Origin of the sequence: Anaerotignum sp. (assembly GCF_031981185.1) — a bacterium.
In the GTDB taxonomy this organism is placed as follows: Bacteria; Bacillota; Clostridia; order Lachnospirales; family Anaerotignaceae; genus Chakrabartyella.
Map to the genome: position 1 here is coordinate 1 of NZ_DALYUL010000026.1, position 18,904 is coordinate 18,904.

The 18,904-nt window shown below is 44.1% G+C and carries 24 protein-coding genes; 12 read left to right on the forward strand and 12 right to left on the reverse strand.

From position 1 onward, the window contains the following. The 10 genes from RTK36_RS13310 to RTK36_RS13355 form a co-directional block, all read right to left on the reverse strand. On the reverse strand, positions 1-201 hold a 201-nt coding region (locus RTK36_RS13310), incomplete at its 3' end, for a Mor transcription activator family protein (RefSeq protein WP_312047730.1). A gap of 21 nt (positions 202-222) precedes the next feature. Continuing rightward, positions 223-1,533: an N-acetylmuramoyl-L-alanine amidase gene (locus RTK36_RS13315; RefSeq protein ID WP_312047731.1), complete on the reverse strand. Its 1,311-nt coding sequence runs from the start codon at positions 1,531-1,533 to the stop codon at positions 223-225. Next, positions 1,526-1,687: a hypothetical protein gene (locus RTK36_RS13320; RefSeq protein WP_312047732.1), complete on the reverse strand. Its 162-nt coding sequence runs from the start codon at positions 1,685-1,687 to the stop codon at positions 1,526-1,528. Before RTK36_RS13320 ends, RTK36_RS13315 begins: the two co-directional genes overlap by 8 nt. Positions 1,688-1,701: 14 nt before the next feature. Further along, complete coding sequence (locus RTK36_RS13325) at positions 1,702-2,079, reverse strand: addiction module toxin RelE (protein WP_312047733.1); 378 nt, start codon at positions 2,077-2,079, stop codon at positions 1,702-1,704. Beyond that, the gene (locus RTK36_RS13330; RefSeq protein ID WP_312047734.1) at positions 2,066-2,530 is read right to left on the reverse strand and encodes a regulatory protein GemA; all 465 of its coding nucleotides are present in this window, start codon (positions 2,528-2,530) and stop codon (positions 2,066-2,068) included. Before RTK36_RS13330 ends, RTK36_RS13325 begins: the two co-directional genes overlap by 14 nt. A gap of 14 nt (positions 2,531-2,544) precedes the next feature. Then, on the reverse strand, positions 2,545-3,069 hold the full coding sequence (locus RTK36_RS13335; protein ID WP_312047735.1) for a host-nuclease inhibitor Gam family protein: 525 nt from the start codon (positions 3,067-3,069) through the stop codon (positions 2,545-2,547). A gap of 251 nt (positions 3,070-3,320) precedes the next feature. Continuing rightward, positions 3,321-4,289 carry an AAA family ATPase gene (locus RTK36_RS13340; RefSeq protein WP_312047736.1) on the reverse strand — a complete coding sequence of 323 codons (969 nt, stop codon included), beginning with the start codon at positions 4,287-4,289 and terminating at the stop codon, positions 3,321-3,323. Positions 4,290-4,301: 12 nt separating this feature from the next. Then, positions 4,302-5,855, reverse strand: a complete 1,554-nt coding sequence (locus tag RTK36_RS13345) for a transposase (protein ID WP_331655061.1) — start codon at positions 5,853-5,855, stop codon at positions 4,302-4,304. Between the two features lie 535 nt (positions 5,856-6,390). Next, positions 6,391-6,612: a helix-turn-helix domain-containing protein gene (locus tag RTK36_RS13350; protein WP_312047738.1), complete on the reverse strand. Its 222-nt coding sequence runs from the start codon at positions 6,610-6,612 to the stop codon at positions 6,391-6,393. A gap of 36 nt (positions 6,613-6,648) precedes the next feature. Beyond that, the gene (locus tag RTK36_RS13355; protein WP_312047739.1) at positions 6,649-7,110 is read right to left on the reverse strand and encodes a hypothetical protein; all 462 of its coding nucleotides are present in this window, start codon (positions 7,108-7,110) and stop codon (positions 6,649-6,651) included. Positions 7,111-7,183: 73 nt separating this feature from the next. Here RTK36_RS13355 and RTK36_RS13360 point away from each other — a divergent pair, with 73 nt between their 5' ends. Then, complete coding sequence (locus RTK36_RS13360) at positions 7,184-7,441, forward strand: hypothetical protein (RefSeq protein ID WP_312047740.1); 258 nt, start codon at positions 7,184-7,186, stop codon at positions 7,439-7,441. Here RTK36_RS13360 and RTK36_RS13365 read toward each other — a convergent pair. Then, positions 7,407-8,552, reverse strand: coding sequence for a hypothetical protein (locus tag RTK36_RS13365; RefSeq protein ID WP_312047741.1), 1,146 nt, complete (start codon positions 8,550-8,552; stop codon positions 7,407-7,409). The genes RTK36_RS13360 and RTK36_RS13365 overlap by 35 nt on opposite strands. A 25-nt stretch (positions 8,553-8,577) precedes the next feature. Beyond that, positions 8,578-8,742, reverse strand: coding sequence for a DUF6906 family protein (locus tag RTK36_RS13370; RefSeq protein ID WP_312047742.1), 165 nt, complete (start codon positions 8,740-8,742; stop codon positions 8,578-8,580). A 168-nt stretch (positions 8,743-8,910) separates the two neighbouring features. Here RTK36_RS13370 and RTK36_RS13375 point away from each other — a divergent pair, with 168 nt between their 5' ends. The 11 genes from RTK36_RS13375 (at position 8,911) to RTK36_RS13425 (ending at position 18,900) form a co-directional block, all read left to right on the forward strand. Continuing rightward, positions 8,911-9,369, forward strand: a complete 459-nt coding sequence (locus RTK36_RS13375) for a helix-turn-helix domain-containing protein (RefSeq protein ID WP_312047790.1) — start codon at positions 8,911-8,913, stop codon at positions 9,367-9,369. 875 nt (positions 9,370-10,244) lie between these two features. Further along, positions 10,245-11,534: an AAA family ATPase gene (locus RTK36_RS13380; RefSeq protein WP_312047743.1), complete on the forward strand. Its 1,290-nt coding sequence runs from the start codon at positions 10,245-10,247 to the stop codon at positions 11,532-11,534. Beyond that, a complete protein-coding gene (locus RTK36_RS13385) occupies positions 11,534-12,682 on the forward strand; it encodes an ATP-binding protein (protein ID WP_312047744.1) in 1,149 nt (382 codons plus the stop codon). The genes RTK36_RS13380 and RTK36_RS13385 overlap by 1 nt, the downstream gene beginning before the upstream one ends. 15 nt (positions 12,683-12,697) lie before the next feature. Continuing rightward, positions 12,698-12,847, forward strand: a complete 150-nt coding sequence (locus RTK36_RS13390) for a hypothetical protein (RefSeq protein ID WP_256148084.1) — start codon at positions 12,698-12,700, stop codon at positions 12,845-12,847. A gap of 12 nt (positions 12,848-12,859) precedes the next feature. Continuing rightward, entirely contained in the window at positions 12,860-13,360 is a 501-nt protein-coding gene (locus RTK36_RS13395; RefSeq protein WP_312047745.1) for a DUF669 domain-containing protein, read from the forward strand. A gap of 18 nt (positions 13,361-13,378) precedes the next feature. Then, positions 13,379-14,959, forward strand: a complete 1,581-nt coding sequence (locus RTK36_RS13400; RefSeq protein ID WP_312047746.1) for a DEAD/DEAH box helicase — start codon at positions 13,379-13,381, stop codon at positions 14,957-14,959. A 27-nt stretch (positions 14,960-14,986) separates the two neighbouring features. Beyond that, the gene (locus tag RTK36_RS13405; RefSeq protein WP_312047747.1) at positions 14,987-17,194 is read left to right on the forward strand and encodes an AAA family ATPase; all 2,208 of its coding nucleotides are present in this window, start codon (positions 14,987-14,989) and stop codon (positions 17,192-17,194) included. Positions 17,195-17,505: 311 nt separating this feature from the next. Continuing rightward, on the forward strand, positions 17,506-17,736 hold the full coding sequence (locus RTK36_RS13410) for a hypothetical protein (protein WP_312047748.1): 231 nt from the start codon (positions 17,506-17,508) through the stop codon (positions 17,734-17,736). Then, positions 17,723-18,121 carry a RusA family crossover junction endodeoxyribonuclease gene (locus RTK36_RS13415; protein WP_312047749.1) on the forward strand — a complete coding sequence of 133 codons (399 nt, stop codon included), beginning with the start codon at positions 17,723-17,725 and terminating at the stop codon, positions 18,119-18,121. The genes RTK36_RS13410 and RTK36_RS13415 overlap by 14 nt, the downstream gene beginning before the upstream one ends. A gap of 10 nt (positions 18,122-18,131) precedes the next feature. Continuing rightward, on the forward strand, positions 18,132-18,554 hold the full coding sequence (locus tag RTK36_RS13420) for a hypothetical protein (protein WP_312047750.1): 423 nt from the start codon (positions 18,132-18,134) through the stop codon (positions 18,552-18,554). Continuing rightward, entirely contained in the window at positions 18,520-18,900 is a 381-nt protein-coding gene (locus RTK36_RS13425) for a hypothetical protein (protein ID WP_331655062.1), read from the forward strand. Before RTK36_RS13420 ends, RTK36_RS13425 begins: the two co-directional genes overlap by 35 nt. The last annotated feature ends 4 nt before the right edge of the window (positions 18,901-18,904 follow it).

The window sequence follows — 18,904 nt, forward strand, 5'->3', positions numbered from 1 at the left end:
GTTATAGCCGTTGAATTCGTTTTTAATACGGGCATCTCTAACAGGGCGGACAAGGCTTTCTGGCTTCGGAATATAAACAGTTGCACCGCCCACAACCTCAGCAAGTTTGTAAAAGTTATCTATTCCAATAACTTCGGCTATCTGAGTATATAGCCCATCTGGAATCATTTCGATGGTCAAGTCCTTTGATAACTCGCTCATGTCCGTCCTCTCCTTCTATAGTTATTTGCCGACAAACTTCCCAAGAAGTCCCATAAGTTCACCAACTGTGACTGGTTGTTTAAATCTCACTTCCCAGAACTCCGGTGAGTTGATGACTTCCGCATCTACAAGAGCGAGAAACCCTTCTTTCTGCCACTCTGGAATATCATCTGTAGGAAGTACCTGTTGAGTTTCTTCGGGTGACATAGGAATCTCTTGTGCAATAATTTTCTCAAGTAAATTGAGAATGCTTGCACCGTAACCCTTACCCGGAACCGCCCAACCTTTGCCGTTTGGGTTATCAGCGGAACCAAGCCATTCAACAAATGGTGCAGAAGCTCTGGATACAAGTGAAAAACGAGGGTCAACACATTCATTCTTGAGACCGTCTCCCGATGCATATGCCTTAAGGTGCTGTATCTGAGCACGAACACCTATACGAGGAGAGGGAAAGCTTGCCGCCTGTCCCTTGCTGTTTTGATTGAGTGCACCTATGCCAGCGTAGTTATTTTGACTTGGAAGAACAATGCCTCCATATTTGAGAAAGCCTGTCTCCTTTAGAGTCTGTGCAAAGGCAATATCTCCGCGAACGCCCTCAGCCTTACCTTCGTCAAGAAATATTTGCGCAAGTTCTTCCAAGGTGCACCCTGTAAGCTGCGGAGCTGTGTTCTTAGTGCGGCAGTAGAGAGCCATCTGCGCAGCCGTTGCGACGGCTGTTCCCATGATTTCGGTCTTACCCTCCGGCTTGGCCTGTGTGCCATAGTGCGCCGCCAAAAGTTCAGCCTCGGCAATTGCAAGCTTCTTGAGATTGACTTCCGCAGAGAGCCACTTCGCCGCATTTGTGTTAGTGTGAAAGCTGTGTTCAATTAGCAAGTAATTCGGAACGCCAACGGCGCGAGCTCCTCGGAGGACTCCGTAGTATTCGCCTCCTGCATCATTTTTTCTGGTTGCTGTACGTCCTGCTTGATTGGTGCCCATAACCTCGCCAACCTTTTTTGCAATTGCAAGAGCCAGAGCATCAGTGTTATTTTGGTTGTCATAGGAACGATAGACGACGGGATAATCGACGTTCTCAGTGCCGCAAGCATTAGAGTGCAGGGAAATAAAGATGTCACAACCCTTTGCCGCTGTACCACGGCTGTACACTGGTAGATCGGTATTCTGTTCTCCTCGTGTCGTGATAACCTCGAAACCACGAGCCTCAAGCTCTGCCTTCAAAAGTAAATGAAGTTTCCAGTTCATCTCACTTTCGAAATAGGTCTTCACAACAGGACTTTGGTTATATTGACTTCCTGCATGTCCTGCGTCAAGGCAAACCTTAATGTTACTCATTGTCGTCATCTCCTTCTTCGTCTGGTGCATGGAAGATAGGTTCTCCGTCAGCCTCGTTCAATTCAGGTTCCTGTTCCCCCGAAATGTTGACATCCTGCGTAGGGGTTGTGGTGGCTTCCAGCTTGGGAGCCTCATTTGTTTTCGTTTCTGCCATGATATGTATACCTCCTATAATTTTAAAATGGGGTTTATGACTTTTTCAAATAGGTCATTTGTGCTGTACTTATACGTCCCTTCTGGAAGGGCACTTTCGAACTTCTTTATTTCAAGGGCAAGCTTGAGAACTTTAAGGGCTCCGACTTCCTCCGGCGTCACAGGACGGCGGGATTCTTTACCCGGTATCATCCACATAATTGCATTCATGACGTAGGAATAGAGCAGTCCTTCTGTATTCTCCCATTCTGTAATAACTTCCTTTGCAAATTTTTTGCGATTGAGCTTTGGTTTGTCGGGGGGAAGGATGCCTTTTTTCTGCATCTCCTTTTTAAAACGGGCGTTGTCTGCCTTCTCACGTTGCGTGAGTTTCTTTTTTTTAGGTGCTGTCATTTTCGGCCTCCTTCCGTTTTTCTCGGATGACCATGCTCTTAAGAGCTTCAATAACCTTGTTACACTGTGCCATGTTGAGCCACTCAATGCGGTCAACATTACAAATGCGTTTGACGAAACCGTTTATTCTGCGGTTGTCGTCATTCCATCCCAGTTCCTCGCATAAAGCGTATATCTTGTGCCGTTGCTTCTCGGTTCGGACATCGCCGCCTTCGTCGGTTCGTTTACTTCTTGTGTCCCTTTGAACACCGTCCTTCATATTTTGCAGAACGCGGGCGAGGGTATTAATTTCCCCTTGGGTGAGGTTCTTCATAGATTCCTTGCCCGTCTCACGGCTTACGACTGCATGAAGGTCTTCCTCTGATAGGGAGAGCTCCGGCGACTTAGCTATCGCCCAGAGAGTACGGATGGAAGCAGATTTTCTGCTTCCTGTTTTTTTCGCTGCTGCCACTTCCTAATCCTCCTTTAAATACCGGACGAGCTAGTGCGCTCGACCTTGTCTTTGAAAATCTCATAACCAAACTCGTCTTTTTGCTTCCATGTGGCACCGACTGCGTTGACGGTATCTTCGCCATATTTTCGAAGTGCATCTTTGCTTATTTTTTCCTCAACGATAATACAGTCTGTCATATGCCGCGCCTTGAGCCTTCGGATAATCTCTGCCACTTTCTCCTTTGCTTTCGGGATACTGATAGAGGTCGAAAGACGGAAACTCACTTCTCCAAAATTCAGCGGCTTTGACTTTGCTTTTCCGAGTTCCTCTCGGTGGTCGGTAACATATTCCTTGATGTCTCTCTCAAGCTTTGAGATACGATCAGAGAGAGGCTTGCTCTCTTGTTCGGCGACTTTCTTTGCACCAATGATTTGACGGTTCATCTCTGCCTCGATGTCACCCAGTTCGAGCTCTGCCTCAGCGATCTCCCTGAGAGCTGTATCGACTTCTTCCCATGACTTAATTGCCGGGGTTTCGGTAATTCGTTTTCTTGCCATGTCGCGGCTCCTTTCATTTTAAATGTATAGTTTGGCTCGGAGGTTGTTTCCTCCTCACCTTGATTGAGAACATAGTCCTTTGTAAATAACATGTAAACCCCTAGTGGTAGGGTAATTAGTACCGCCGTTATATCTGCATCTTCCGGAGTTTTACCTGTCAAAGCAATGGCAATAATGGCGGCAGATAGTGCGAGCATGATAAGACCCATGAAGCGTTGTTTTCTCATTTTCATTGTCCATGTCTCCTCCCGTTAAAGCATCATCATAGAGGATGCTTGCTCAATAATCTTAGGGGTAATCGTTTCACTACCGGATTCCTCAAGGATGCGAAACACATTCGAAAGAGTGCGGTCAAGGAGACGGAAGCATCCCGTTTGTACATTGCAAGCACGAGCCTTGATCTCCTCCATTGCATTAGGTTGCACGTCGTAGCCTTCGAGGTACTCTTCGACTTCCTTCTGAGAGAGGCCATGGAGCATCGCGTAAAAGTCAACACGGTTCGCCATTCGAGCGAGATAGGTCTTAATCATAGCTTCAAGCTTGGGCTCTCCGGCAATGACTAGACCGACGTCACTCTGGTCAAAAACTGCTCTGAGTATTTCCATCTTCTTTGCAGTGAACTTACTGACAAGCTTGTCAGCTTCGTCAATGATAAGCAAATAACCTTTGTTTACGTTGAAGAACTCTCGAATACCGTTGACCCTGCGCCAGATCGTACCATAACCACTGGGTAGACCGATAGAGCGTTCAATGGCTTCTACAAGGTCTCGACTGCTCATGGTATCGTCACACTCTATGTATGCAACCCGGGGGAGCTTGGCGTATTGCTTTAGGGTGTGCGTTTTGCCATAGCCGGAACGCCCGACCACAATCCCGAGCCCTATGTATTCCTGACAACTTTGACATACACCGAGGACGGCGGTTGCATCGCGGCTCTCAAAGAACTGGGGGCGTTGTGTCGCCCTCTGAGTGGATGTGGTGAGCTCAATAGCTTCGCCTGTGTTCTGCGCTAAATATTCGGCTAGCTTTGCCTCAAGTCCGTTCGCGTTACTGTCATACTTTCCGGACAAGTAACGGGATACTGCGGTTCTTGAATAGCTGACCTCCTTAGCAAGAGAAGCGATACTCGTTTTTGTGGTTGCAAGGTACTCGTTAAGTCTTTCTGGGAGAGTCTTGTTGTTGATGTAAACGGCATTTGCCGTTGCTGCTGTAACTTCCATGTGTATTCCTCCTTATTCATTCATCGCTCTTAGGCGAGCAAGAGCTGTTCCTGCCTTTTTCGCCAGATATTCGTCTCCGGCTGTGGCCTTTTTCTTTCGAGGAGCTGCCGCCATTTCTTGGCGAAACTCCTTGTCATTGGGAAATGATACAATATTCGAACTTCGCTTTGCTTTGATCGTGAGGTCGATTTTGCCCACTGCATCAGACTGTCGGCCTTGTTCCAGACGAACCTCATAAGGCATTCGCGCACTTTCCAAAAATTCCTCCGCTTCTCGTTTCTGTCTTTTTTGCTCGCGCATGTGTTTTTCAAGGGCAACTTGAGAACAGTGTTGCCCATAAGAAAGAACCTCAGCGGAAACAGCCTCGCATATCTTACGGCCTTTATTGTCATAAACATAGAGCTTTGTCACATCGTCGATGTCCCACTTGATGCCGACCTTTTGGTCAATATAGTTGCCTAGTTCGCTGTCCGCATATATAACCCCAAACTTTCGTATTCCGTAGTTATGTACTGTTGCAATGTCTGCCTTCATGAGGAGCATCGCCGCATACTCACGGGGAGGAGCTGCCTTCATGTAACGTGGGCCATTTTCAAAAAGCTCAATGGGAGTAAGCCACTTCTCATGGTTTTCCTTAAGTCCTCCATGCTTTCGTGTGTGATACTTCGTATCCTTCCATGCAATCCAAAGGTCGAAGAACTCCTCCATAGTGAGAAGCTCACCGCTCTCAAGCATCTTGTCGATGTCCTTGTTTCGCTTTGCGTATGTCTGGGAGCCTGTAAGTGTTCCCGTATAGCTTGCAAACCACTTTGAGAACTTGGAGCAGACTGTGCCGAAGAAGCGTTCGATTGACTTGTCCCACGGTTGATATGGAAGGGAACGACCAACTTCCTGTATGCCGATTGATTGATAGAAGCCGATTGTCTCAGCATCAAAGTCGAACTCAATTTTTCGGTTTTTACGACTCTGCCCTGTCATAGTTTCCCCTGTGTAGTCCTTACCGTTATCAATATGGAGTATCTTTGGGACACCCCCGGGAATGCTGTAAATCATTTTGATAAGACTTTCCTTCAAGGTCTGGGAGTTGGCGTCCACACAAAGTACATCGCCGATAATCGCTCGCGTCTTGACATCCATCCATGCAACAAGCTTCGGACGAACTGCCTTGATTTTGCCATTAGGTGCAGTGTACTGAACCCAAATGTCGAAGGTATGCTCGTCACCCACAACATACTCCATAACTTCAAGAGATGCGGTTTCACGTCGTGCCTTGAGCATCTTCTTGTTTTTCCATTCTCTTGCACCGTTTGCCGCAAGGTATCGGGCACTCTCTGCGCCCGGTTTTTCCATTAGGTACTTGATATACCGTGCAACAGTTTTGTTTGAAGGGTAGCTCTCCCATGAGCGAATTTCCGCAATCTCTTCAAACTTCTCATAGAGCATCTCCATCGTGCCAATGTTCGAGGTAAAGGTACGGTCAAACCATATGTTTTCTATGATTGCCTTTTGTTCGTCAGTAAGACTTGGGAATGTTGCCTTTTCTTTGGGTTTCCTACAAAGAGCCAAGGCTCGGAAATATTCGTAATTCTGCCCATCCTCCTTCTCAAACTTAAGGGCCCAGGCATTGGCTTCAAGTACAGTCTGGACGTAGCGGTAAAGTGTGGGAAGACTGACTCCCAGAGTCAGAGCATAGCGTTCGGCATATACCGTGCGGTCTTCGCCTTCATATTCAATGAAGCTTTGAACCTTGCCCGATAATTCAATGGCCTCATAGTATTGTGTTTTGCGGCTTTCTATGAATTGGTTGAGGTCTGCCTCAACATACCAGGGAGCCGCGTCTGCTCGTTGTCCAATAATGACATCCCTCCCGTCAACCTTCTGCTTGGCCTTGTGTGCCTTCCTCGCCTTAGTGGAGAGAGAAGAGACAGAAACCAAGACTTGCTCTTTGCCGCCTCCCTCTCGTGCCTGTGTTTTGGTTTTAAACGCTTCCGGGTTGCGCTTTATCCGTTGAACAATGGTGTTATATTTAATGCCCTCAATGTCTGCGGCTTCATCAAGGGTGATATAGATTTCCGGCACTTCTGTCCCTCCCTTCTGCTGCTCATGCTGCGATTGCCTTTTCGACCTTTCGAGGGTCGAGGTTGAGGGTCGCGACAATCAGCGGGAGATACTTCTCGCCGGAGCGGACACCGTAGAGGATATAACTCAAATATTGGGGGGATGTGCCAATCTCTTCGGCGAGTTGGGTCTTTGTCATATCCTTATCGGTTAGAGCTTTGACAACAAGCTTCCCGAATCTCGTGAGTTTGCTGTTCGCGTTCATCGCGCTCCTCCTTTCTCTGTGATATGGTTCTTAGAGTTACTTCCGACTTCTTCTCTGACTCCACAGCTCTGTAACAATTGCAACCATCGCCGCACTAATGAAGAAGGAAAGAGGACTTATCTTAAGAAGCAGAGTAAACACTATAATGCCTAATACCGTGGCTGTCGTGATACCCGCTCCACCCACAATTATGAGAAAGCGATTCGCTACGCCATAACCAACATGAGTGACTTCCTTTTTACGTCGTTCACGTTTCGGCTTTTTCTCAAATTCCTTGAGAATATAATCGCAGTAACGGATAGTGTTATCGGCTTCTTTAAATTCTTCTTCCATGCCGGGGACTGCTTTAAAAGGATTGTCCACTTGCCCACAAGCTCTTTTGTCGATTAAGGCGTCATACTTAAGTTTATTGACAAAGGCAATTGCTTTTTTCTTTTCTCGAAATCCTCTGCAGAGCTCCTCCAGAGCTCTTGTCTTTTCTGACATTCTTTCTGTCATTCTGCTACACTTCCTTTCTTGTCCCCTATGCCGTATAATGGAAATACAATCCAAAACGAAAGGGACGTTTTCTATGAAAAAATCTGTTTATAATGCAATTAATAAGCAACTCGACTGTGTCGATGATCTTCACGCCGATAATTGGGTTGAACTTGGAGAAAAGCTCTATACTACGATATTAGAAAGACCGGAATATTTAGGTGCTTTTACCGAAGATCAAAAAAATGCAATTGTCGAAGTCTGCCGAGAAACCTATCACGCGGCTGCAATGACCGCCAGGGTGTATGCCATGAAAGCTATTCAAGCGTATGATCAGAGTATTTTTCGGTAAGATATTGATCATCTCCGGGCTTGCCTGGATACCATGGAGTATTGTTGTTCTGCTGGATCGTTACCTGTTTTGTATAGTCCTCAACTTCCTTGAGGAACTTTCCAAAGGTTTTGAGTTCCTCGCCTTTGCCCTGGAAGGGGCATTCACCATATGGAGTCGTCTCTTGCACAGGCGGCTCCGTTTCCTTTTGACAACCTCGCTCTCGTTTTTCTTTGAGATGGGCTCTGTATGGTTGGCTCGGGGAACTATCCCCGTGATCAATCGCAAGCTCTCGTGGAACAATCGAATTCAAATGTTTAATTATCTGTTGTAGGTTTTTCATATCCGGAGTTGCAACTACTGAATTGCTGCTTCCAAATGTTTTCGTCACTCTGTGCTCTTTCCGATACTCATGGATAGCGTGGTTGTGGAAGGACATCTTAAAAAGCTCACGCTGATACTTGTAGAACTTTTCCTCTAAAGTACGACGGGCAAGCCCGGTCACATAGTCTATTTGTTCGTCTAGGTCAAGGCACATTTTGAAAGTGTTGCGAAAAACCATGCAGTCATTTGTCGGACACTCTTTCATGAGCTCCATACCAAGGGCAAAAGCTTCTCCGGTTGTTGCGCCTTCTATCGCATGAATGAAGTCTTTTTGAGGCTCCATTTTAAAGGCGTCAGGTCTAACGAAACAATCTTCCTCGTCGATAAGTCCTAATCGCTCAAGGGCAACCATGAAACCGTAAAGTTGATGCTGTGCTGTAATAGCGTTGACGTCTGGATAGTGTGTGCTCTCAATTTGATATGTCAGAGCCTTCTCCCATTCATTCACCATAGTCTGGGGGTCGACTGCCGCCAATTCTTCGGAGGTATCTGTCTCCTTGATAACAGTAAAAGAGGTTGGTGATTGAATATCAATTTCTGATTCAAGTCCGCGAGCCTGTTCAATTGCCTCGTCCAAAGTCTCGGCACTGTCATACTCCATAACGGAGCGATCAACACTAAGGCATCCTGTGTAGAGCTCAGCATCAATAACACCAAAGTTCCCTAATGCTGTGCCTGTCCAAGCGCGAAGCTCACGATCGTTAAACTTTACGATTAAGTATCCATTTACTTTCTTGATTTTTCTCATATCTGCTGTTCCTTCCTTTCTGCTCTTAGCTAAGAGGTGCGGGCACTACCCTAACCGTTCCTATGTATTTGTTGAGGATGACAAGTTGTCCATCTGGTTTCTGACTGATAATGAGCCAGTTCTCAGGGGAGAGACCTTTTTGTCCAAGTCTGATTTTCTGTTTCCTTGTCGGCTTCTTTCCACGGCGCATTGCTTTCCCTCCTTGATTTCGTATTCCATTTTGTGGGTCTGTGTGGTATGCTTTATTTGATTTAATTTTTAATCTAAAATTATTATAACCGTATTTACGGTTGATGTCAATAGTTTTACGGGTAATTTCCCGTAATTACGATAAGGGGGAGTATTTTTGTTTGCTGAAATGATTAAAACATTAAGAGCAGAGAAGGGGTTGACTCAAAGTCAACTGGCTAAAGAGGTTGGTGTGTCACCCGGGAATATTGGAGATTGGGAGATTGGACGAAGTAAGCCAGGATATATTGCACTTGCAGCTTTATCCCAATATTTCGGTGTATCATCCGACTATCTGCTCGGACTTACGAGTAAACCTAATCATGAACGGATGGATGCTCCTATCTGCGATGGGGAACCTCTTACCGAAGCCGAGTCTGATCTGGTAGCTATGTTTCGCTTACTTGATAGCAAAGACCAGGAAAACGCCTTCGACTTTGTGACACTCCTTTACGGGAAGACGACGGGAGAAAAGGGCTCCGTTTACTCAACGTATTCAAACACCAAAAAGCAGCAAGAAAGCAACACCGTTGAGGATGAAAAAAGCGGCTCTATTGGAGAGCAAAAATCCCGCCACGAAACCGCTTAATTTTTATGCCTATTTGATTAAAAACTTAATCAATTTATTGTCACTTTGCAAAACGTTAAATATCAGGATTCATAATGCATGAATCCATGAGAAAACCCAAGTAATTAGCCAATGTGACAGTAATGACGTATTTTTTTGATTTTGTCACTTTGCTCCTTGCTAATTTTCCTTAGTGAGAGGGCTTATTAGTTATGTCTATCATTGGTTTAGTAACGCCTATATAACGCTTCTTGTTGACGTTTTTAACCTAGAAACCATGTTTCGTGGGGTTTAATCGTTACATTTGTCACGCTTTAACGCCTCGTTATCACGCTAAGCCTATTGCTAAATTAAACCGACTCTGTTATATTATCTTTAAGGGCTACGATGCCCGTCCTCATGGTTGCGCTGCTGTGACTTCCGGGACGGTGTTTCGTGGCTCTTCTTATATTCAAACCCTTGATTTATGGGGATTTTCTCTAATCGTCATTCATTTATGTTGATGCTTTCAAGGTAAATTCAAGCATTAAAAAAGACGCCGAATGCATCGACGCCAATTTTTCTCAAGTTTTCTGATAAATTCAATTCCTTTCCCACTTCAAATGATGCCGTTTCCCGCGTAATCATCGGGTTTTCTCGCGTTCTCCCGTTCTGTCCCGGTTTATCCCGTCTTTCTCAGATATGTTGTCTTTCCACAGCGAGTGGAAAGAAGCAGCGAAGAAAAACATTTATGATTACTTAGAGTTTGAACTTTCGGAAGAAATTGCAGGGAAGCAAATTGTACTTATGAGATAAGAAATAAAGTTTATAAAAGAGTCCCCCTCGGTGATGGCGCACCAAAGGGGGACAAATATAAGTGTCTATGTTGAAATTAACAGAAAGGACGGGATTTGTCAATGTCTGTAAAGATAAATGAACTGGAAATTGAAAATGTGAAACGTGTGAAAGCTGTGAAGCTGACACCCACAGAGAGTGGTTTGACCATTATCGGTGGTGACAATGGTCAGGGGAAAACCTCTGTATTGGATGCCATTGCATGGGCGTTGGGTGGCGATAAATATAAACCCTCCAACCCTTATAGAGAGGGTTCAGTGATACCGCCCAACTTACATATAAGTCTTAGCAATGGACTTGTGGTGGAACGTACAGGCAAGAATAGTACTTTAAAGGTTACAGATCCAGGTGGAAATAAAAGCGGCCAGCAGTTATTAAATGAATTTGTTGAGACATTTGCTTTAGACTTGCCCAAATTTATGGAATCCAGCAACAAAGAGAAAGCAAATACACTTTTACAAATTATCGGCGTAGGGGACAAGCTTCATCAGTTAGAGGACCAGGAACAGCGTTGTTACAATCAGAGATTAGCAATTGGTCGTATTGCAGATCAGAAAAAGAAGTATGCCAATGAAATGGAATACTTTGACGGGGTACCAAAGGATATTGTTTCGGTTTCTGATTTAATCAAGCAACAGCAGGAGATTCTTGCCAAGAATGGTGAGAACCAAAGGAAGCGTGACAGATTGGGCGGTTTAGAGACTGAGGCGCAGAGAGTCCGAAATGAAATCCATTCGTTACATGAAAAGTTGGATCAATTGATTGCTCAGGAAAATCAATTGATTTCTGATATTGCAATTGCTAAAAAGTCCGCCAGTGAGCTTCAGGATGCATCTACTGCAGAATTAGAAAACAATATTTTGCAGATTGAAGCAATTAACAATAAGGTACGTTGCAACTTAAATAAAGAAAAAGCTGAGGACGATGCAAAGCTGTATGAAGCTCAGTATGCCACTCTTACTACTCAGATTGAAGATATCCGAAAAGCCAAAACAGACCTTTTGCAAGGAGCTAATCTTCCCCTGCAAGGGCTATCTGTAGAAAATGGAGAGCTGATTTTTAATGGTTTCAAGTGGGACAACATGTCAGGTAGTGAACAGTTAAAGGTAGCAACTGCCATTGTACGGAAAATTAATCCGAATTGTGGCTTTATATTGCTGGATAAATTGGAGCAGATGGATACCAAGACCATTAATGAGTTTGCCCAGTGGGCGGAACGGGAAGGCTTACAAGTGATTGCTACAAGGGTAAGTAAAGGAGAGGAGTGCTCAATTGTCATTGAGGACGGGTATGTGGTTGGTCAGCCTGTGCAAGAAGCTCCTGCGAAGAAGTGGAAGGAAGGTGAATTTTAATGCAGATTACAACGGGTAAATTGAAAAGTGCCCAAAAGGTTGTTGTATATGGGCCTGAAGGGATTGGAAAAAGTACCTTTCTGGCACAGTTCCCCGGTGTGTTGTTCATCGACACAGAAGGTAGTACAAAGCATATGGATGTGGCAAGGCTACCGAAGCCATCAAGTTTTACGATGTTGCTGGAAGAGGTTAAATATGTGAAGGCAAACCCTCATATTTGCAAAACTCTTGCAATAGATACAGTGGATTGGGCGGAACAGCTTTGTGTTGAAGATATTTGTGCAAGACATAACAAAATGGGTATTGAAGACTTTGGCTATGGTAATGGCTATGTTTATACCAAAGAAGAGTTTGGCAGATTTTTAAACCTTCTGGAAGATGTGGTGGACTTGGGAATCCATGTGGTATTAGCTGCCCATGCTCAGATTCGTAAATTTGAACAGCCTGACGAAATGGGGGCTTATGACAGATATGAGTTAAAGCTTGGGAAAAAGACTTCCTCCCAGACTTCCCCATTGGTGAAAGAATGGGCAGATATGGTGCTGTTTGCTAACTACAAAACTTACTCTGTTGCTACGGATAAGGACGGTAAAAAGCATAAAGCCCAAGGCGGCGAGCGGGTTATGCACACAGTCCATCATCCATGCTGGGATGCAAAAAACCGTCATGGACTAGCTGCAGAAATGCCATTTGACTATAGCTTGATTGCTCATTGCTTTATGGTGGAAGCGCAACTTATGGCAACACAACCAAGAGAAGTGCAACAAATGCCACCTATGGAGCAGATGCAGTTCACACAGGAAACTACGATGCAAGAACAGCCGAAGCAATCAGATACGCCAGCTCAGGAGCAAGATAGTTCTTTTTTACCAGTATCAGAATCAGAGGCGAAACAGAATCCTTTTGAAACTTCGGGACTGGATCATTTACCAAAGGCACTGAAGGATCTAATGGTAACTAATTATGTTACCTGCGAAGAAATTCAAGAAGTGGTGGCGGCAAGAGGGTATTTCCCGTTGGATGTTCCTGTTGAAAAATACGATGAATACCAACCAGGGTTTGTTTCGGGGGTACTGGTAGCCGCTTGGACGCAAGTATTTGAAATGATTAAGCAAAACAGAAAAAAAGTTGATGAAATACCATATTAGTAAGGAGGGTTTTGTATGGAAGAATGGTTACGTGAAGCACTAGCAGAAGAGCAAGGATTACACTTTTGCCCACTTCATGACAGATATGTTGCATGTGATGATGATTGTGATAGTTGTGAGGAAGCAAAAGAATTTCAAAAATGTTTAGAAGAAGCTTCAAAATAAGGAGGTATATATATGTCAGATGCAGTGGAAAGAGAACTAGGGTGGAATGACTCTATTGAAAAAGACAGTGATTTTATATTGCTACCGGAAGGGGATTATGATTTTAAGGTTGTGAAATTTGAAAGGGGTAGACATCAGGGAAGTGAAAAATTACCACCATGTAATAAGGCGATTTTAACCCTGGAAATTGACTCTTCAGAGGGCACCATTACCATTATCCATAACCTGTTTTTACATAGCAAGACGGAAACGATGCTTTCCTCTTTCTTTACATCCATTGGACAGAAAAAGAAAGGTGAAAAGGTAACAATGAACTGGAATGCTGTCACTGGTGCGAGAGGTCGTTGTAGGGTTTACCAGGATAGTTGGACAGGCGATGATAAGGTAGAGCGAAAAAGCAACAAAATTAAAAAGTTTCATGAGCCTACAAACACAGCTCCAGGTACATCTACAAACACAGCTGGCAGTCCAGCTCCACCACAGCAAGTATCCTTTACAGCGGGTAGATTTTAATAGAAGGGGTTGGTGGTTATGGAATTAAGACCGTACCAACAGGAAGCCAAGGACGCTATTTTTTCAGCATGGGACAACGGGGTGCAAAAGACACTCCTTGTCCTCCCTACCGGGTGTGGTAAGACTATTGTTTTTGCTAAGGTTGCTGAGGAGTGCGTTCGTAAAGGTGATCGGGTGCTTATTATGGCCCATCGTGGAGAGCTTCTGAATCAAGCTGCAGACAAGATTGCCAAAGCTACCGGCTTAGGGTGTGCAACAGAAAAAGCAGAGGAAACATGCCTGGGGAGTTGGTTTCGTATTGCAGTTGGCTCTGTTCAAAGCTTGCAACGTCCAAAGAGGTTAGAAAAATTTGCTCCTGAATATTTTGATACCATTATCATTGATGAAGCTCACCATAGTTTATCTGACGGGTATCAACGAGTGTTGGAGCATTTTTCAGACGCTCGTGTTCTGGGTGTAACGGCTACACCTGATAGAGGGGATATGAAGAATCTTGGACAGGTATTTGAAAGCCTGGCTTATGAATATACCCTTCCAAAAGCAATCAAGAGCGGGTTTCTATCTCCAATCAAGGCTCTTACAATCCCTCTGAAATTAGATTTGACTGGGGTAGGAACACAGTCAGGAGATTATAAGGTGGGAGATATTGGAACAGCTTTGGATCCCTATTTATATCAGATTGCTGATGAAATGAGTAAGTATTGCATGGATAGAAAAACAGTGGTGTTTCTTCCTTTGATAAAAACAAGCCAAAAGTTTAGGGACATTTTAAATGAGAAGGGCTTTTGTGCCGCTGAGGTAAATGGGGAGAGTACAGACCGTGAACGAGTCTTAGCAGACTTTGAGAATGACAAATACAACGTGCTTTGTAACTCTATGCTACTAACAGAAGGCTGGGACTGCCCTAGCGTGGATTGCATTGTTGTTCTTCGGCCAACAAAAGTACGAAGTTTATATAGTCAGATGGTTGGGCGTGGTACCCGATTATGTGAAGGAAAAGACCATTTATTATTATTGGATTTCCTATGGCACACTGAAAAACATGAATTGTGTCGGCCAGCTTCTTTGATCTGCGAAAATGAGGAAGTGGCTCAAAAAATGACTGAAAATTTGGAGATAGCCGGCTGTGCTGTGGATATTGAAGAGGCAGAAGAAAAAGCTTCGGAGGATGTTGTGGCACAGAGAGAAGAAGCTTTGGCCAAACGCTTAGAAGAAATGAAGAAGCGTAAAAAGCAGCTAGTGGATCCTCTGCAATTTGAAATGTCTATTCAGGCGGAGGATTTATCAAGCTATGTACCGTCTTTTGGCTGGGAAATGGCACCTCCATCAGATAAGCAAATCAAGACATTAGAAAAGCTGGGAATTATGCCTGATGAGATTGATAATGCAGGCAAGGCTACAAAGCTATTGGAACGCCTAGACAAGCGCAGGACGGAAGGTTTAACAACACCAAAGCAAATTCGCTTTTTGGAAGGCCGAGGCTTTACCCATGTAGGAACGTGGGGTTTTGGCACGGCCAAGAATTTAATAGATCGTATTGCAGGCAATGGTTGGCGTATTCCTCGTGATATTGATCCGAGTACCTATAAACCAAAGTAATGAGAAAGCGTGGGAGGACTTTGCTTTATGACGAATTTAATCGAGATTTTGGACTATATTGAGCCTGCCATGCTTGAGTATACAGATTGGCTCATGGTAGGAATGGCGTTAAAAGAAGGCGGTTATACCGTTGAAGTATGGGAACAGTGGAGTTCTAGAGATATGAACCGGTACCGCTTGGGAGAATGCCAGAAAAAATGGAATGGTTTTCATGGGAATAATAAGCCGGTAACCATAGGAACCATAGTGCAAATGGCAAAAGACCAAGGCTGGTCCCCTGAGAAGAACAGCTATGAAATTGAATGGGATGGGGAAATTGGAGGAAAAGATGATCTGGTTATCATCAATAAGAACTGGATTGAAAATCAGGAAGTAGAAGAACCGGAGGATGCATGGAATCCTGCACAGCAGTTAATAACATACCTAGAAACGATTTTTGAAGCCTCCGAAAATGTGGGCTATGTCACCCAGAGCTGGGAGAAAGATGGACGGTACCTTCCTAGCGCTGGGAATTATGATAGAACGGCAGGGCAGTTGGTGGAAGCATTATCTAACTGCAACGGAGATATTGGCTCTGTTCTTGGTGACTACAAAACAGAGGCAGGTGCATGGATTCGTTTTAATCCCCTAGATGGTAAAGGGGTTAAGAATGACAATGTTACTGAGTTTAGATATGCCTTGGTAGAATCAGATACCATGGAGATTGAGCGCCAAAATGCCATTATTCGTGAACTGGAATTACCTGTTGCATGCCTGGTGCACAGCGGTGGGAAAAGCCTGCATGCCATAGTAAAGATTGAAGCTGGGAGCTATGATGAATACCGAAAAAGGGTTGACTACTTATATGATGTGTGCCAGAAAAACGGCTTGAAAATTGATAGCCAGAACCGAAACCCTTCTCGTTTAAGCAGAATGCCCGGTGTGCTGCGTAACGGCAAAAAGCAATTCTTAGTTGCAAAAGATATAGGAAAAGAATCCTGGAATGCTTGGAAAGAATGGATTGAAAGCATGAATGATGAGCTGCCAGAACCAGAGAGTATGGCAGATGCATGGGACAAGCTTCCTGACTTGGCAGAGCCTTTAATAGAAGGAATTCTTCGTAAAGGGCATAAGATGCTGATTGCAGGACCTTCCAAAGCCGGTAAGTCTTTCAGTTTGATTGAGTTGTGTTGTGCCATGGCTGAAGGTAGGGAATGGTGCTCATGGAAATGCACCCAAGGCAGAGTTATGTATGTCAATCTGGAGTTGGATCGGGCAAGTTGTTTGCATCGTTTTAAGGATGTGTATACGGCATTAGGATGGGAGCCCAATCACTTAGCTAACATTGATATATGGAATCTCCGAGGCAAGTCCGTTCCTATGGATAAGTTGGCACCAAAGTTAATCCGCAGAGCTGCCAAGAAGGATTATGTGGCCATTATCATTGACCCTATTTACAAAGTAATTACAGGGGATGAAAATAGCGCAGATCAGATGGCTCATTTCTGTAATCAGTTTGATAAGGTGTGTACGGAACTGGGCTGTGCGGTAATTTATTGCCACCATCATAGTAAAGGCAGCCAAGGCAATAAGCGCAGTATGGATAGAGCTTCAGGAAGTGGTGTATTTGCCCGGGATCCCGATGCTCTACTAGATTTGATTGAATTGGATCTTACGGATGCAATCAAGAAGCAGGAAGAGAATAAGGCGGTCTGTGCTGTATGCGATAAGTGGCTGAAAAATCATGCCCCTGAGTATGAAGATGAAGTGTCTCAGGATGATAAATGCAGTCAGGTACGCATGCAAGATATTGCAAAACGGTTGCTTACACAACAAGAACAAGAAGGACTGCAAAGAGACATTGAGCGTACAAAGAAAGCTGTTGCTACAGTAACAGCATGGCGCATTGAAGGTACCCTTCGAGAGTTTCCGAAGTTCGCACCGGTAAACCTTTGGTTTGACTATCCAATACATAAATTTGATACTATCGGGATTTTAAACGACATTCAGCCAGGGGCAGAGCAGCCGCCTTGGAAGAAGAATTTTGAGAAGAAAAAGTCTCCTGAGGAAAGTAAAAAGGAGCGCAAAGAGAGTTTAGAGACTCAATTTGAATCATTAAAAAGTTTTAGCACAGAGGGAAAAGTAACCGTTCAAGGGTTAGCGGAAAGCATGGGAACGACTGAAAAAACAGTCCGTAATCGCATAAAAGAGCATGGTGGGTTCTGGATAGATGAAGGATATGTAGGTAAGAAGTGAGAGGAATTCTCGAGTTGTTTTCCCTTTCCCTTTTAGGGAAAAAATCGAGAAAGTTCGAGGTTTCCTTTAAAGAGAAATTTTCGAGAAAGTTCGAGAATTTCCCTCAGAGGGAAAAACACGATAAAAACCGAGATTTTCCGAGGGAAGGAAAACGCTATATATATAAATATATAATTTTCGGCTTTCCCTGACGGTCAATGGGGGTGAGTAGTTGTGCGATAGCTGACGCACAACAACAACTCCTCCCCCTGTCATTGACAATGAAGTTTTCTAAATAAACAAGAAGTTTTATACTTAAAGGAGTGAAGCGAATGAAAAGAAAAATTAGAAGTAAGAACTTAGAGATAGCAAAGAGGATGCCTCCCCTTTCACATACTATACCAGGAAGATCTTTTGAAATAAAACAGAGTGAAGTGGTGAAGTGGTTATTAAACCAACCAGATATACTTAACTACATTTGGAATAACATTAAAAATTCAGAAGATGTATTTTACAATCCTGATACAGGTAAGTGGCAAGGTGTAGATTATGAAAACAATTGAGTTCTTTATGGCAATGGTACCGCCTACCTGCACACATCAAGAAAAGAAAGTTCGGGTGGTGAATGGTAAACCGATGTTTTATGAACCACCTGAGCTTAAGGAGGCAAGGGCAAAGTTAGCGGCTCACCTGAGCATACATGTTCCTGCAGAGCGATATGTGGGTGCAGTGAGACTAATAACAAAATGGTGTTTCCCTAGTGATGGGAAGCATAAGAATGGCGAGTATAAAATAACAAAGCCAGATACAGATAATTTGCAAAAGCTGCTGAAAGACGTAATGACGGATCTTCGCTACTGGAAGGATGATGCTTTGGTGGCTTCGGAGATAAGCGAAAAGTTTTGGAACGATCCGCCTGGAATATACATACGCATTGAAGAATTGTGAGGCGATAGGCGTGAGGAGTTTTGACGAGATAGAAAACATTGCTTTTGGGGATATACCAAAGCCGGGTGATTTGTCATTGCTGGAAAATGATGTGCTGATTGACTTTTGCGAGTTGATACTTCGTTTCCGCCAAGGCGTTATATCCCAGGAGCAAGCCTCAGCACAAAAGCGGCTCATGCGTGAAAGTTATAAAAAGGCCTGTCAGCATTTAGGGGCATTTGAAGTAGTCGGAAAAGTAATGGCCAGTACAGAATGGCAGCTTGGACGGAGGCGGATAGAAGAGGCTTGTGACTGTCTGATAAAAGGTATGGGTCAAATAAAGCCAAATGAAGAGTACAAGGATGTCATAGTTTGTGTGGTAGATTATTTTGACAAGCGTATAAAAAGGGGGAATGAAAGTGAAAATGGCGGATTACAGCAGGGGCAGGAATGACGGCCTTGCACTTGCGTTGAAAATTGTGAAAGAAGACGGGATCGAAGCGCTGGAGAAGGAAATAAAGTTTCGGGGCGTTAGCAATATTCATACACCTTTAGCACAAAAGGATTTGGAAAAAGCACTTGCCCCTATCAAGGAGCGCACGATTGCAACCATGTTGGCCATGTCTGTTGCGGTTTTGTATGACGAGTTTGATTTTCGTTCGGTACGGCTAAACAGATTTAGGGATAGGTTTAACAGCAAAGTGGACTGTCTCCTTGATGATATGGTGACTTGGGGTGACATTGTGAAGGATATTCAAGAGAAAACAAAGATGGAGATTGCAATACCACATAATGAGTAAGGAG